Genomic DNA, 16,213 nt, shown 5'->3' with positions numbered 1-16,213 from the left:
TGAAAAGGTATTTCATAACATTCACATGGGGAAATCAGGTATCCAGTGAAAAGAGTAGAGAAGAACAAGTTTTTTGTATTTTATTACATCAGAATTGTAATTCTTACTATATTTCTTCTGGATTCTCCTGCTTTGGCTAGTATAATATAACAACGCTCGGGCGTTTGTACTACTAGACTTGATTACAGTATTATTTATTTAAAGTTTAAATATTTAATTTATGAGTGAGAAAATAGCTATTTTAAGTGCATATAGTTTTGTTAATATAGAAGAGCCAGCAAATTTAATACCAAAACTTTTGTTTATTAGTAAAAGAAAGTATATTAGAGGTACTATTTTGTTATCAAATGAAGGCTTTAATGGTTCTTTCTCAGGTTTATATGAAAATGTAAGTCTTATACTTGAAGAACTCAAGACATTAACTAATGCAGGAGATATTAATGTTAAAATAAATTACAGTGAAATTCATCCTTTTCAGAAGTTAAAAGTTAGATTAAAAAGAGAAATTGTTGCAATGAATGTAGATAATTTAAATATTAATTTATTTAAAGGGCAATATATAGAAACAGAAGATTGGGATAAATTTATTACAAGACAGGATGTTATAGTAATAGATACTCGTAATGAGTATGAAGTAAAAGTTGGAACATTTAAATCAGCAATTAATCCGCATACAGAAACATTTAAGCAATTTCCTAAATGGGTTGAGAAGAATGAAGAGTTGCTTAAAGGTAAAAAAATTGCTATGTTTTGTACTGGAGGTATTAGATGTGAAAAATCCACAAGTTTGCTTAAAAGTATTGGATATAAAGATGTATATCATCTAAGGGGTGGTATATTGCAATATTTAGAAGATACAAAAAATAAAAATAATTTATGGCAAGGTGAGTGCTTTGTTTTTGACGATAGAAGAGCAGTCTCGGATAATCTTGCTCCGGCCAGAGGTTATTGGATTCAAAGAGACTAATATGAGTAAAACAAAACAGGAAATTTATAACAAACGTCCTACTTCGCCACACTTGACTATATATAAACCTCAAATCAGTTCTACTTTATCAATATTGCACCGTATGACCGGTATAGCTTTATTTTTTGCTGTTTCAATATTAGTATGGTGGTTAATTCTTAGCCAATTTGATAATAATTATTTACAGCTTGCAGGTTGTTGTATTATTAAAGGATGTTTAATAGCTGTTAGTTTAGCTTGGTTTTATCATTTATGTAATGGTATTCGTCATCTATTTTGGGACATTGGTTATGGTTTCTCTATAAAAGCAGTAAATTTATCAGGGTGGGCTGTAGTAATTTGTTCTGTTGTACTAATGTTATTGTTGTGGATTTAAATTTATGTCATATGATTTTAGAGTAGAAATTGCAAAAGTAAAAGGGTTAGGCTCAGCTAAAAGTGGTTCACAGCATTGGCTACTACAAAGAGTTAGCAGTATTGTGCTAGCTATATGTTCTATATGGTTAATATATTTTGTATTGAATAACAAAAATAATGATCCCAGTATTATTATTGGAGCACTCAAAAAACCTTTTAATTTAGTAGCATTATTAATTACAGTAATTATTTCTTTATATCATGCTATACTTGGTATGCAGATGGTAATTGAGGATTATATAAACTGCGCTAAGTTGCGTAATGCATTAATTATAGGAATACAATTATTTTACATTGTAACTATTGTAGCTTTTATAGTAGCTATGTTTTATAGGAAATAGTTAAGAAGTGTAAGAGATATATCTTTTACTAATAATTTAGAAGCGTCAGTAATAGCAAGAATTAATTTATGAAATAATGAGAGCAGAGTAGTCGCAGAAGATCCAGTAAATTAACTCAAATTACAACTTGAGGTAGAATTTATTTTTTATTTAGTTTTACTAGATTCTTATTTTTATGAGAATGACATTTAGTGATTTACAAAACCCTAATAATAAAACTAAGAACGTTTCAAGATAGAAAATTAATTTAATGACTAAATCATATAACATTATTTATCATAAATTTGATGTCGTTGTCGTAGGTGCTGGTGGAGCTGGGCTTCGCGCAGCATTTGGTATGGCTAAAGAAGGTCTTAACACAGCTTGTATTTCTAAGTTATTTCCGACTCGTAGTCATACTGTCGCAGCACAAGGTGGTATTAGTGCCGCGCTTGGCAATATGGGAAAGGATGATTGGCGTTGGCATATGTATGATACGGTTAAAGGTTCTGATTGGTTAGGTGATCAAGATGCTATTGAATATATGTGCAAAAATGCTCCTGATGCAATTTTAGAACTTGAACATTATGGAGTGCCTTTTTCAAGAACTGAGGAAGGTAAAATTTACCAACGTCCTTTTGGAGGGATGACAACAGAATACGGTAAAGGTAAAGCTGCACAGCGTACGTGTGCAGCAGCAGATCGTACCGGTCATGCTATACTTCATACTTTATATCAGCAATCATTAAAGCATAAGGTACAGTTTTTTATTGAATATTTTGCTCTTGATTTACTGATGGAAGATGGTGAGTGCAGAGGTGTAGTCGCTTGGAATTTAGATGATGGTAGTTTGCATTGCTTTAGAGCACATAATGTAGTGCTTGCAACAGGCGGGTATGGACGTGCTTATTTTTCTGCAACCTCTGCCCATACTTGTACTGGTGATGGAGGTGGTATGGTAATTAGAGCCGGTTTACCACTGCAAGATATGGAGTTTGTGCAGTTTCATCCGACCGGTATATATTCAGCAGGTTGTTTGATAACGGAAGGCGCAAGAGGTGAAGGTGGATATTTAGTGAATGCTAATGGCGAGCGCTTTATGGAACGTTATGCTCCTGCTGCAAAGGATTTAGCTTCAAGAGATGTGGTGTCAAGAGCAATAACTATAGAAATTCGTGAAGGGCGAGGTGTCGGAGAGCATAAAGATCACGTATTTTTGCATTTAAATCATTTATCGCCTGAAATTTTATATAGTCGTTTGCCAGGGATTTCTGAGACAGCAAGAATTTTTACTGGCGTTGATGTCACGAAAGAACCAATACCGGTATTACCTACAGTTCATTATAATATGGGGGGAATACCTACTAATTATTATGGTCAAGTAATAATTAAAAACGGGAGCAATCATAATATTATAGTAACAGGTCTTATGGCAATTGGTGAGGCTGCATGTGTATCAGTGCATGGTGCTAATCGTTTAGGATCGAACTCCTTACTTGATTTAGTAGTATTTGGAAGGAGTAGTGCATTAAAAGCAGCTGAACTTATTAGACCTGCTATGCCACATAAGCCTTTAAAAGAAGAGAAACTTGAAAAAATTATTAGTAGATTTGATAAAATTCGTCATGGCAATGGCAATATTTTAGTTGCAGATTTAAGGCTTGAAATGCAAAGAACTATGCAAAGCCATGCTTCAGTATTTAGAACACAAGCAGTGCTTGATAAAGGAGTGCAAATGATCGATGATATAAGAAGTAGGTATAAAGATATAAAAGTTAATGATAAATCTTTAATTTGGAATAGTGATTTAGTTGAAGCTTTAGAGCTAGGTAATTTACTTGATCAAGCTTTAGTGACAGTATGTTCCGCGGCTGCAAGACAAGAAAGTAGAGGAGCACATGCGCGAGATGATTATCCTAATCGTAATGATAAAGTTTGGATGAAGCATACACTTAGTTCTATTAATCAAAGTGGTAAGGTAGTACTTGATTATAAACCTGTTACTTTAGCTACTTTAACTGATGAAGTAAATACCATTCCGCCAGCAAAAAGAGTATATTAAAATATAATAAAACTTGCGTTATCAATATGGTTTGATGACATTCCAGCTATTGCTAGAGTGATATAGAACATTTTTTAAGCTATGTACCAATTTAACCAAACTATATTATTTAATAAAATGTTTGAATATTTTGTAAAATTTTATCCTAAAATTTTATTTATTATTGAAGGAACTTTCGTCACTTTAAAATATAGTATAATTGCTGTTATATTTGGTTTAATAATAGGAGTATTTTTAGCAGTTTGTAAGGTACATAAGAATTATTCTATAAGACTTTTTGCAAATTTTTATACTTCTATTTTTAGAGGTACTCCTTTATTAATCCAGCTAAGTATTGTTTATTTTACTTCACCTTATTTGATAGGAGTGAAGTTTAGTGTATTTATGGCTGGGGCTATTTCCTTTTCTCTTAACTCAGGTGCATATGTTTCGGAAGTAATTAGAGCAGGGATTAATGCAGTTGATAAAGGCCAATTTGAGGCAGCAGAAGCTCTTGCTATTCCAAGGTTTTTGATAATGAAGGATATTATTTTGCCTCAAGCAGTTAAAAATATTTTCCCATCATTAGTAAATGAGCTTATTAGTTTAATTAAAGAATCAGCTATTATTTCTATGCTTGGTGAGATGGATTTAATGCGTAGAGCACAAGTTGTATCAATTGAAACTTATAATTACTTTCTCCCAATGCTTGTGGCTGCTTGTTGTTATTATATTTTAGTAATGTTAATTAGTTTTATAGCAAAAATAATTGAGAAAAAAATGATTGTTAATTAAAACATACTTGCTTTTATAGAAAAAGTAATTATAATTTAAGTTTAGTGTAATTTACATAAGTTTTATAACTTGTATTTGTATGGTGTGTTTAAAATAGAGGATTTATTCACTTTTTAGTTATCATGATTAAGTATTAGTTATTGTCAATAGTAATGTATAAGTTTTTTTTGGAGTATTTTTTTAATGCCAACATATAATCAATTAGTGCGTTTTGGTAGAAAGTCAAAAACTCGTAAAACCAAATCTCCTGCCTTAGAGTCCAATCCTTTTAAAAGCGGTGTTTGTTTAGTTGTAAAAACTGTTACCCCTAAAAAGCCTAATTCTGCCCTTCGTAAGATTGCAACAGTACGTTTAAGTAATAAAAGAACTGTGAATGCATATATTCCAGGTGAGAAACATAGTGTAAAAGAGCATGATAGAGTACTAGTAAGGGGCGGCCAGGTTCCTGATCTTCCAGGGGTAAAATATCATATAGTACTTGGTGCTTATGATATCGCTGGAGTTAAAGGGCGTAAGCAAGGTCGCTCACGTTATGGTGCTTCTCGTAAACAAGTTGCAGTTACAAAGAAATAATTATTAGTTAGAGAGAAAAATAAAATGTCACGTCGTCATGCCGCGGAAAAGCGGATAATTTTACCTGATATGAAATATAATAGTATTTTGCTAGCAAGATTTATTAATAATATTATGAAAGAAGGAAAGAAAGCTCTTGCGGAGAGGATTGTTTATTCGGCCTTTAATAAAATTGAAAAGAAGCATAGAGTTGATCCATATCAAACTTTTAGTAATGCTATGCATAATGTAAAGCCCCATTTGGAAGTAACTTCAGTTAGGGTAGGAGGTGCTAACTATCAAGTTCCAACCCATGTTGATGAGAGGAGAGGCTATGCTCTTGCGTCTCGTTGGATTATTAGTGCTGCATCAAAGCGTTCTGAAAAAATGATGATTGATAAACTTGCTGAAGAGTTATTTGAAGCTTCGAATAATAGAGGTATTGCTATTAAAAAGAAGGAAGATACTCATAAAATGGCTGAAGCTAATAAGGCTTTTTCTCATTTTAGTCCTAAAAAATGAAATAAGGTAAGCTAATTATGAGTAAAATGAAACTTGAAGATATTCGTAATATAGGTATATGTGCTCACATAGATGCTGGTAAGACCACAACTACCGAGCGTATTTTATATTATACAGGTAAGTCACATAAAATAGGTGAAGTTCATGAGGGCGGTGCTGTAATGGACTGGATGGAGCAGGAGCAGGAGCGCGGTATAACCATTACTTCAGCTGCTACTACTTGTAGATGGAAAGATAAGCAAATTAATATTATCGATACTCCAGGGCATGTTGACTTTACTATTGAGGTAGAACGTTCATTACGTGTTCTTGACGGTGCTGTTGCAGTATTTGATGGTGTAGCCGGTGTTGAATCACAGTCAGAGACAGTGTGGAGACAAGCTGATAAATATAATGTTCCTAGAATATGTTTTGTCAATAAAATGGACAGGATGGGTGCTGATTTTTATCAATGTATTGAAATGATCAAAGATCGTTTAGGAGCAAAATCTCTTGTTATTCAATTACCTATAGGTATTGAAGAAAATTTTAAAGGAATAGTTGATCTTGTTAAAATGCGTGCAGTGATTTGGGAAGATGAAACACTCGGTGCTAAGTATTCCGAAGAAGATATTCCTGCAAATATAAAAGAGAAAGCTGAAGAATATCGTATTAAGTTAGTTGATATGGTCGTTGAATTAGATGATCATGTTATGGAACAATATTTATCAGGTGAAGAAATAACAGTAGAAGTGATTAAAAAATTAATTAGAAAAGGTACTATTGAAGGTAAGTTTTATCCAATTTTATGCGGCAGTGCTTTTAAAAATAAGGGAGTACAGCCATTACTTGATGCCATAATAGATTATTTACCTTCACCTATTGATATAGGTACTGTAAAGGGCATTGAAGTGAATACTGGTGAAGAAAAAGATCTTCCTATTTCTATAGATGAGCCTTTTGCAGCTTTAGCATTTAAGGTTATGAATGACCCATTTGTTGGCTCATTAACTTTTATTAGAATATATTCAGGTAAAGTTGCTTCTGGAACAGCTATTATTAATACAGTAAAAAATAAGAGAGAAAAAATTGGTAGAATGTTATTAATGCATGCTAATAACCGTGAAGATGTGAAAGAAGCATCAGCAGGTGATATAGTAGCTTTAGCAGGGCTTAAAGATACTACTACTGGTGATACATTATCTGATATACATAAGCAAGTAGTCTTAGAAAAAATGGACTTCCCAGAACCGGTTATTGAGCTTGCGGTAGAGCCTAAATCAACAGCTGATCAAGAAAAGATGGGGCTAGCGCTTTCTCGTTTGGCAGCTGAAGATCCTTCATTTAGAGTTTCAACAGATCATGAAACAGGACAAACAGTTATTAAAGGAATGGGAGAACTCCACTTAGAAATTATTATTGATCGTATGAAAAGGGAGTTTAAGGTTGAAGCAAATATTGGAGCGCCGCAAGTAGCATATCGTGAAACTATTACTAAGGTTTGTGAAATCGATTATACTCATAAAAAACAATCTGGTGGTGCAGGACAATTCGCTCGTGTGAAGATTGTTTTTGAGCCTTTAGATTCTGGAGAAGGTTTTGTGTTTGAAAGTAAAATTGTTGGCGGTGCAGTACCTAAAGAATATATTCCAGGTGTTGAAAAAGGATTAAATAATATTAGAGAAAGCGGTGTTATCGCTGGATACCCAATGATTGACTTTAAAGCTACTTTAGTTGATGGCGCTTTTCATGATGTAGATTCCAGTGTGCTTGCATTTGAAATTGCAGCAAAAGCAGCATTTAGAGAAGGGATGCCAAAAGGTAATCCTAAATTACTTGAACCAATTATGAAAGTTGAAGTTATTACTCCTGATGAATACATGGGGGATATCATTGGTGATTTAAATAGTCGTAGAGGACAAGTTCAAAGTATGGACCCAAGAGCAAATGCGCAATTAATTACTGCTAATGTTCCTTTAGCAGAAATATTTGGTTATGTTAATACACTTAGATCCTTATCTCAAGGTAGAGCTCAGTTTAGTATGATATTTTCTCATTATGATCAAGTACCGAGTCAGATAGCTAATATTATCAAAGCTTAAAAATAAATTGAGGATTCCTAACTAGATATATATATTAATAAACTTCTAACAAATGAATGGTAAGATACAGATTATAAAAGATTTATAAATTAGCTAAAATTGCTTGTTGTTTGCCTTAGATTATTATTTTTTTTTAATAAAAACAAATTTTATTAATAAATCTTATTGATTTTTTGTTAGAAATATGATAGGAGTGTAGCTCAATTGGTAGAGCACTGGTCTCCAAAACCAGAGGTTGCGGGTTCGATGCCTGTCGCTCCTGCCATTGTAGATTTAGAGCTTTTTTACTATAAAATAATAAATTACCTAACAAAAGTATGTTTAAAGAATATAAGCTTTATAAGTTTTTTGAACAAGTTAAACAAGAAACTTATAAGGTAGTTTGGCCAACTAAAAAAGAGCTAGTTGCTTCAACATTAGTAGTGGTAGTAGCAGTTTTTATTTTTAGCTTAATTTGTTTGGTACTTGATTATAGTATACATAATATGATACAGATTTTGCTTAATGTTGGTAAATAGTATAAAGGAATAAATTGTGACAGAACAAAGTCTAGGTAATATATTATCACATTCTGAAAAAAGCGTAAAACGCTGGTATGTAGTACATACAGCATCAGGAGCAGAAAAACGCATAAAAGAAGATATGCTTAGAAAAATTGCTAAGCAAAAAATGACAGATTTTTTTGAAGATATATTAATACCTGTTTTTGGAGTTTCTGAAGTTAAGCGTGGTAGGAATATCAAGGTAGAAAAAAAACTAATGCCTAGTTATGTGTTAATAAAGATGAATATGACTGATAAATCTTGGCATTTGGTAAAAAATATACCAGGAGTAACAGGTTTTTTAGGAAGTAAGACTACACCAAAAGCTCTTACAGAAAGTGAAGTACAAAATATTTTTAATAAATTAGAGGCAGAAGCTAAAGAGGCAAAAAATTCTAAGCTGTGTGAAGTTGGTGAAATAGTAACTGTTATAGATGGACCTTTTGAAACTTTTACAGGTACAGTAGAAGACATAGATCAAGAAAAAAATAGATTAAAAGTTTCAGTATCGATATTTGGTAAAGCAACTCCAATAGAGCTAAGCTTTACTCAAGTAAAAAAAAATGATTAAAAAATTGTAGAACTATTAAGTTCAAGTAAAAACTTTTTAAAATTCACTTAATAGATAGAAATTTAGGAAAATGTTTTGCTGTAAGTCGTAGCATACACAAACATATGTGATGATTTGGGTTTATAGTTATTATCTTACCTTACAAAGTTTAGTATCTATATCTTCATAGTTGAAGTTGTAAGAATAATCTCTTAAAGTTAGAGTATTAAGAAGATGTTAATGTTAATAAGGACAAAAAAGGATGTTTATAAATGTCGCAGAAAGTAATAAAAGGTTATATTAACTTAATTATTCCAGCCGCTGAAGCTACTCCTGCTCCTCCTATAGGGCCAGCACTTGGGCAAAGGAAAGTTAATATTGCAGGATTTTGTAAAGATTTTAATGCTGCTACGCAAGGTGTAGAAAAAGGAGTGCCTCTGCCAACTGTAATTACTGTTTACGAAGATAATAGTTTTTCTTTTAAGATAAAAACACCTCCAGCATCTTATTATATAAAGAAATATGCTAAAATTAAAAAAGGCTCTAGTACTACTAAAAAGGAAGCTGTTGTAGCTAAGATCACTATGAATGATTGTCGTGAAATTGCAAAATTAAAAATGCCAGATTTAAATACAAACGATATTGAGGCAGCGACAAGAATTATTTGTGGTAGTGTTGCATCTATGGGAATTGAAGTTGTAGGGGATTAATTATTATGTCAAATAACAAAGGCACTACTATAAGATCTATAAGATCTAGGGGTAGTAAGAAAATTAGGGAAGCTAGAGAAAAAGTAAAATCAGATACTTTATATAATTTAACAAATGCAATTGAGCAATTAAAATCGGTATCATATGTCAAATTTGATCCTACTTTAGAAATAGTTATGAAGCTTGGAATTGATCCAAGACATTCAGATCAAATGGTGCGTGGTGTAGTTAATTTGCCTGCTGGTACAGGTAAAGCTGTAAGAGTTGCTGTTATTTGTAAAGAAGAGAGAGAAGAAGAAGCTAAAAGTGCTGGAGCGGATTTAGTAGGTTCAACAAATATAATTGATGAAATTAAAGCAGGTAAAATTGATTTTGACATATGTATAGCTACTCCTGATATGATGGTAGCTATAGGTTCAGTTGCAAGAATTTTAGGGCCAAAAGGTTTAATGCCTAATCCTAAATTAGGTACTGTAACTTTAGATATTAAAAGTGCTATAAAAAATGCCAAAAATGGTCAGGTAGAGTATAGAGCAGAGAAAGCAGGTATAATTCATGCAGGGCTTGGGAAATTATCTTTCTCAGATCAAGATTTACTAAAAAATTTGAATGCATTTATTGATGCAGTAATTAAAGCAAAACCTACCGGATTAAAGGGAAATTATTTAAAAGCAATGTATTTATCTTCTACTATGGGGGCATCAGTGCAGATAGATTTAGCTAGTATAGCATTATTTTTATAAACTGTTTTTATTTAAACAGGTAAGACCACAAATAATGGTCTTAGAAATTTATAACTAAGAGATATACAAAAAAGTTATTGTGCTAATGATTTATATCAATTAAATATATTTAAGGCTGTGTGTTATAATAAGGAGAATTAAAAGGTGTTAAGATCAGAAAAACCAGTAGTTGTAGAGAAAATTATAAATATTTATAAAGAATGGCCATTTGTAATTATTACTCATTATCACGGATTAACTGTTAGTCAAGTGAGCTCGCTTAGAGAATCACTTAAATCTAAGGACGCAAATTTTAAGGTTGTAAAAAATACTTTAGCAAAAATAGCAGCAAACCAAACAGGTCTTAGTTATATTGCTGATTTGTTTACAGGACCTACTGCTATTGCTTATTCTAAAGAACCGGTTGAGCTTGCTAAGTTAGTAGTTAATTTTGCTAGAATTAATGATAATCTTAAGATTATCGGTGGGATAGTTGATAATCAAGTATTGAGTGAACATTCAATAAAAGAACTTTCTAAGTTACCTTCACTTAATGAGCTTAGAAGTAAATTTGTTGGGCTATTACAAGCACCAGCTACTAAAGTAGCAAGTATTTTACAAGCACCATCTTCAAGTGTGGTGCGAGTAATAAAAGCATATACTGATAAAAATTAATTTTAGATAATAATATATAATAAGTAAAAAGGAAAAATTATGGCAGATTTAGCTAAGATTGAAAAAGAATTATCATCATTAACATTAATACAAGCAGCTGAACTTGTAAAAATGCTAGAAGAGAAATGGGGAGTATCTGCAGCAGCTCCTATTACTGTAGCAGCTGCAGCCACTCCTGTTTCTGAAGGAGTAGCTGAAAAAACAGATTTTGAAGTAGTCTTAACAGCTGTAGGTGATAAAAAAGTTGAAGTCATCAAAATTGTAAGAGAGATTACAGCTCTTGGTTTAATTGAAGCCAAGAAATTAGTTGATGAAGCACCAAAATCAATCAAATTTAATGTAAAGAAACATGAGGCGGACGAAATGAAGAGTAAATTAGAGGCTGCTGGAGCAAAAGTTGAATTAAAATAATTATTTTACAATAATATTTTTTTTTACGTTACATATAAAATGTTTTACAGCTTTAAATTAGTTTTTTAAAATTTTAAAAGCCTTATTTTAGTAATTAGATTTGAATAAGGCTTTTTTATTTAAAAATTATTTTTTGAATAGGCATATATCTTAATTCTATAGCAAGAAACAATAAGGTTCAAATATTAAATTTAAGGTTGTGCTAGCTAGTATACTCGATAAGCTTCAAAAATTGTTAACAAATTCTTATAAGAATATTGGTTCGAGCTGTATAATTATGAGTTTGAATTTTTATCTTATAGGTTTTTTGCTTTTTCCTAAGCTGGTCTTCGCATATTACGCTTCAGTTATTCGAAGTATACTAGATATGAATGAGCACAACAGAGAATAGTTAAGTTTGACGTGTAGATTTTTATTAGTAAAGCTATATGCTGAGAGATTTAAATATGTTTATATTTAAATCTTCTACACAAGACCTAAGTAAGGAGCTTACTAAGCTTTCTTGAATTAGTCACTTCAATACGGGCAGTAATTTTATCAGTCAGGAGATTATATGGTTTCATTAAGGGATAATATAGAAGCACAACCCTTGTCACATAATAGAAGAATAAGAAAAAATTTTGGTCACATAAATTTAGTAGCAGATATACCAAATTTGATCGAAATCCAAAAAAATTCATATGAAAAAAATTTTTTACAGTTAAATATTAAAGATTCTGAAAGAAAAAATAAAGGTTTGCAATCTATATTAAATTCAATTTTTCCTATTTCAGATTCTTCTAATATTGCAAATTTAGAATTTGTTAAATATGAATTTGATACTCCAAAATATGATGTAGAAGAGTGTAGTCAAAGAAGTTTAAGTTACGCAGCGCCTCTTAAAGTAACATTAAGGTTAAGTATTTGGGATATAGTTGAAGATACTAATACCAGAGAAATTAAAGGGATTAAAGAGCAAGAAGTATATATGGGTGATATTCCATTAATGACTAAAAACGGTACTTTTATTATTAATGGTACAGAAAGGGTGGTTGTATCGCAAATGCATCGTTCACCTGGTGTATTCTTTTATCATGATGAAGGAAAAGTGCATTCTTCCGGAAAGCTTTTATATTCTGCTCGTGTTATTCCATATAGAGGATCGTGGCTCGATTTGGAGTTTGATGCTAAGGATATTATTTATTTTAGAATTGATAGAAAAAGAAAGCTGCATGCTACTACTTTGCTTAGAGCTATAGGTATGGGAACTGAAGAAATTATAAAATTTTATTATCAGTCTGCAACTTATAAGCTTGTTAAAAATAAAGGTTGGGCAGTTAAGTTTGTGCCTCAACATGTTACTGCTCATCGTTTAATAAATGATTTAGTAGATGCAGATACATGTAATGTTTTGCTGAAAGCTGGACAAAAAATTACTCCACGTCTAGCTAAAAAATATTTTGGGGAAGGGCTTAATAATATTTTGGTAGCTCATGAAACTTTGATTGGCAAATATCTATCTGAAGATTTAAGAGATCCTGAAAGCGGTGAAGTATTAGCAAAAATCGGTGAGATGATAACTATTGATATACTAAATGTTATTAATAACCTTAAAATTAAAGTTGTTAATGTATTAGTAATCAATCCACAATCCGGTCCATATATAAGAAATACTTTATTTGCTGATAAAAATCAGGACCGTGACTCAGCATTATGTGATATTTTTAGAGTTTTAAGACCTGGAGAACCTGCTAATATTGAAGCAGCTGAAAGTTTGTTTTATAATTTATTTTTTGATCCTGAAAGATATAATTTGTCTGAAGTTGGACGAATAAAAATGAATTCTAGGTTAGAGCTAAATGTTTCTGAAGAAGTAACTGTTTTAACAGTTGATGATATAAAAAATATTGTAAAAGTTTTGGTAGAACTTAAAGATGGTAAAGGTATTATAGATGATATTGATCATTTAGGTAATAGAAGGGTTAGATCAGTCGGTGAATTGATAGAAAATCAATTTAGGATAGGTCTTGTTCGAATGGAAAAATCTGTAATTGAAAGGATGTCAGCAGGTGATATTGACACTGTAATGCCACATGATTTAGTAAATTCTAAAATTTTAGTTTCAGTAGTAAAAGAGTTTTTTAGTACTTCACAACTATCACAGTTTATGGATCAAACAAATCCATTATCAGAAATAACTCATAAAAGAAGGTTATCAGCATTAGGACCTGGAGGTCTTAGTCGTGATAGGGCAGGTTTTGAGGTACGTGATGTACATCCGACTCATTATGGGCGTATTTGCCCTATTGAAACGCCTGAAGGTCAGAATATTGGGCTAATTAACTCTATGGCTACCTATGCAAGGATAAATAAACATGGTTTTATAGAAAGTCCATATAGAAGAGTTAAAAATGGTTGTGTAACTGATGAAGTAGTATATCTTTCTGCTATTGAAGAAGGTAAATACAAGATTGGGCAAGCAAACTCTAAAGTTGATAAAGATGGAGCATTACAGGGAGAGTTTATTAATTGTCGAGTTGAGGGTGGTAATTTTGTAATAGTAGAGCCGCATGAGGTAGATTTTATTGATGTGACTCCTATGCAGGTTGTATCAGTTGCAGCCTCTCTTATACCTTTCTTAGAAAATGATGATGCTAACCGTGCACTTATGGGTTCAAATATGCAACGACAAGCTGTCCCGTTAATTAAAACAGATGCACCTTTTGTAGGTACTGGAGTTGAAGGAGTAGTAGCTAAAGATTCTGGGGCATCAGTACTTGCATTACATGACGGTATAGTTGAACAGGTAGATTCGAATAGAATTGTGATTAGAACTACTGAACAAAAAGCAGATGGTTCACCTTCAGTTGATATTTATAATTTATTAAAATTTCAAAAATCTAATCATAATACTTGTATTAATCAAAAGCCTTTAGTTAAGGTCGGTCATTATGTTAAGAAAAATGATATTATAGCTGATGGTCCTAGTACAGATAATGGTGAAATTGCCTTAGGTAGAAATGTGCTTGTAGCTTTCTTACCTTGGAGCGGTTACAATTTTGAAGATTCAATTTTAATATCTGAACGTATAGTAAAAGATGATGTGTTTACATCTATTCATATTGAAGAGTTTGAAGTAATCGCTAGAGATACACGTCTTGGTCCTGAAGAAATTACGCGTGATATACCAAATGTAAGTGAAGAAGCTTTGCGTCATCTTGATGAAGTTGGGATAATTTATGTAGGCGCAGAGGTAAAGGCTGGTGATATTTTAGTCGGGAAAGTAACACCAAAAAGTGAGTCGCCTATTACTCCAGAAGAGAAGTTACTGCGTGCTATTTTTGGAGAAAAAGCTTTTGATGTGAAAGATTCGTCTTTACATGTACCTTCTGGAGTTAGTGGAACTGTAGTAGAAGTAAGAGTATTCTCTCGTAGAGGTGTAGAAAAAGATCAGCGTGCTATTGCGATTGAAAAACAACAAATTGAAAAGTTAGCAAAGGACAGAGATGATGAATTAGAAATTATTGAACATTTTGTGTTTGGTTGGCTTGAAAAGCTTTTAGTAGGGCAGGTAATTATTAATGGTCCTAAGCAAGTAAAAGCTGGGCAAATTATCACTAGTGAAATATTAAGTAGTTTATCTAAGGGGCAATTTTGGCAACTTATTGTAGAAGATGCGAGTGTGATGAATGAAATAGAACAGATAAAAAACCATTATGATGAAAAAAAAGAAGCTCTTAACAAAAGATTTACTACCAAGGTAGAAAAATTGCAAAGCGGTGATGATTTACCTCAGGGAGCTTTAAAAGTAGTAAAAGTATTTATTGCAACTAAGCATAAATTACAACCTGGAGATAAGATGGCAGGAAGACACGGAAATAAAGGAGTTATTTCACGTATTGTTCCAGAAGAAGATATGCCATTTTTAGAAGATGGAACTGTAGTGGATATTGTCCTCAATCCATTAGGCCTCCCTTCTCGTATGAATATCGGGCAAATTCTTGAAACGCATCTTGGGTGGGCTTCAATAAATTTAGCAAAGAAAATATCCGTATTAGTGGAGGAGTATAAAAATAAAAAGATCGGTATTGAAGCAATTAAGAAGTTCTTAATTGAGTTATATGGAGCGAATATTAATTCTATACTTGAAAGATCGGAAGAAGAGATTATTAACTTCTGTAAGGAAGCAAGTAAAGGCGTACATTTTGCAACTCCTGTATTTGATGGTGCAAAAGTTCATGATGTTAAAGAAATGCTAAAGCTTGCCGATCAAGATCCTTCAGGACAAGTAAGATTAATTGATGGTAGAACTGGTGAATATTTCGATCGCTTAGTAACTGTTGGGCAAAAATATCTATTAAAGTTACATCATTTAGTTGATAATAAAATTCACTCTCGTTCCATAGGACCTTATAGCTTAGTAACTCAGCAACCACTGGGAGGTAAATCTCATTTTGGTGGTCAACGTTTTGGAGAGATGGAATGCTGGGCATTACAGGCTTATGGAGCTGCTTATACGTTACAAGAAATGTTAACGGTTAAGTCAGATGACGTAAATGGTAGAATCAAAACTTATGATTCTATAGTACGTGGTGAAAATAATTTTGAGTCAGGTATTCCTGAGTCATTTAATGTGATGATAAAAGAGTTTAGATCTTTATGCCTTAACGTAAAACTTGAAGTTACAACCTCAAGTTAAATAGTGGGTTATTGTTAGTTAGAGATGATTTTTTTTATTGCATGGCATTTGTGTCATTCTTATGTAGACTTAAAGTATTATTGTGAGGAACCACAAGAGTCATAGCATAGTTTGAGAAACATACTTGATGTCATTTTTATTTTTGCAGTGATAAACATAAGATCTGTGCGATAATGTAGAAGAAAATATAAGTTTCGACAATAAAAATATGTTTTTAGAGTATAAGCAAT

The 16,213-nt window shown here is 32.1% G+C and carries 15 protein-coding genes and 1 tRNA gene; all 16 read left to right on the top strand.

Annotated features, from left to right (window positions below):
- Window positions 1–220: 220 nt before the first annotated feature.
- The 16 genes from trhO (at window position 221) to rpoB (ending at window position 15,983) form a co-directional block, all read left to right on the top strand.
- Window positions 221–967, top strand: a complete 747-nt coding sequence (trhO, locus tag AC27F4_RS01895; RefSeq protein ID WP_487061533.1) for an oxygen-dependent tRNA uridine(34) hydroxylase TrhO — start codon at window positions 221–223, stop codon at window positions 965–967.
- Window position 968: 1 nt separating this feature from the next.
- Entirely contained in the window at window positions 969–1,343 is a 375-nt protein-coding gene (gene sdhC / locus AC27F4_RS01890; protein ID WP_487061531.1) for a succinate dehydrogenase, cytochrome b556 subunit, read from the top strand.
- 4 nt (window positions 1,344–1,347) lie between these two features.
- Window positions 1,348–1,725 (top strand): succinate dehydrogenase, hydrophobic membrane anchor protein, encoded by a 378-nt coding sequence (gene sdhD / locus AC27F4_RS01885; protein WP_487061529.1) that lies wholly within the window; start codon window positions 1,348–1,350, stop codon window positions 1,723–1,725.
- A gap of 250 nt (window positions 1,726–1,975) precedes the next feature.
- A complete protein-coding gene (sdhA, locus tag AC27F4_RS01880; protein WP_487061527.1) occupies window positions 1,976–3,766 on the top strand; it encodes a succinate dehydrogenase flavoprotein subunit in 1,791 nt (596 codons plus the stop codon).
- A 117-nt stretch (window positions 3,767–3,883) separates the two neighbouring features.
- A complete protein-coding gene (locus AC27F4_RS01875) occupies window positions 3,884–4,540 on the top strand; it encodes an amino acid ABC transporter permease (protein WP_487061688.1) in 657 nt (218 codons plus the stop codon).
- A gap of 183 nt (window positions 4,541–4,723) precedes the next feature.
- Complete coding sequence (gene rpsL / locus AC27F4_RS01870; RefSeq protein WP_487061525.1) at window positions 4,724–5,113, top strand: 30S ribosomal protein S12; 390 nt, start codon at window positions 4,724–4,726, stop codon at window positions 5,111–5,113.
- A gap of 24 nt (window positions 5,114–5,137) precedes the next feature.
- Entirely contained in the window at window positions 5,138–5,614 is a 477-nt protein-coding gene (rpsG, locus tag AC27F4_RS01865) for a 30S ribosomal protein S7 (RefSeq protein WP_487061523.1), read from the top strand.
- 17 nt (window positions 5,615–5,631) lie between these two features.
- A complete protein-coding gene (gene fusA / locus AC27F4_RS01860) occupies window positions 5,632–7,695 on the top strand; it encodes an elongation factor G (RefSeq protein WP_487061521.1) in 2,064 nt (687 codons plus the stop codon).
- 189 nt (window positions 7,696–7,884) lie between these two features.
- A tRNA-Trp gene (locus AC27F4_RS01855) sits at window positions 7,885–7,960 on the top strand.
- A gap of 52 nt (window positions 7,961–8,012) precedes the next feature.
- The gene (gene secE, locus AC27F4_RS01850; RefSeq protein WP_487061519.1) at window positions 8,013–8,213 is read left to right on the top strand and encodes a preprotein translocase subunit SecE; all 201 of its coding nucleotides are present in this window, start codon (window positions 8,013–8,015) and stop codon (window positions 8,211–8,213) included.
- Window positions 8,214–8,229: 16 nt separating this feature from the next.
- Window positions 8,230–8,808, top strand: coding sequence for a transcription termination/antitermination protein NusG (nusG, locus tag AC27F4_RS01845; protein WP_487061517.1), 579 nt, complete (start codon window positions 8,230–8,232; stop codon window positions 8,806–8,808).
- Window positions 8,809–9,059: 251 nt separating this feature from the next.
- On the top strand, window positions 9,060–9,497 hold the full coding sequence (rplK, locus tag AC27F4_RS01840; RefSeq protein WP_487061515.1) for a 50S ribosomal protein L11: 438 nt from the start codon (window positions 9,060–9,062) through the stop codon (window positions 9,495–9,497).
- A gap of 5 nt (window positions 9,498–9,502) precedes the next feature.
- Window positions 9,503–10,240 carry a 50S ribosomal protein L1 gene (rplA, locus tag AC27F4_RS01835; protein WP_487061513.1) on the top strand — a complete coding sequence of 246 codons (738 nt, stop codon included), beginning with the start codon at window positions 9,503–9,505 and terminating at the stop codon, window positions 10,238–10,240.
- Between the two features lie 144 nt (window positions 10,241–10,384).
- Window positions 10,385–10,894 carry a 50S ribosomal protein L10 gene (gene rplJ / locus AC27F4_RS01830; protein ID WP_487061511.1) on the top strand — a complete coding sequence of 170 codons (510 nt, stop codon included), beginning with the start codon at window positions 10,385–10,387 and terminating at the stop codon, window positions 10,892–10,894.
- A 39-nt stretch (window positions 10,895–10,933) separates the two neighbouring features.
- Window positions 10,934–11,305 carry a 50S ribosomal protein L7/L12 gene (gene rplL / locus AC27F4_RS01825; RefSeq protein WP_487061509.1) on the top strand — a complete coding sequence of 124 codons (372 nt, stop codon included), beginning with the start codon at window positions 10,934–10,936 and terminating at the stop codon, window positions 11,303–11,305.
- 553 nt (window positions 11,306–11,858) lie between these two features.
- Window positions 11,859–15,983, top strand: a complete 4,125-nt coding sequence (gene rpoB / locus AC27F4_RS01820; RefSeq protein ID WP_487061507.1) for a DNA-directed RNA polymerase subunit beta — start codon at window positions 11,859–11,861, stop codon at window positions 15,981–15,983.
- Window positions 15,984–16,213 lie beyond the last annotated feature (230 nt).

Source organism: Candidatus Rickettsia mendelii (assembly GCF_057543435.1).
Note: the sequence above shows the minus strand (reverse complement) of the source record. Positions and strands in the feature narration are given on the sequence as shown.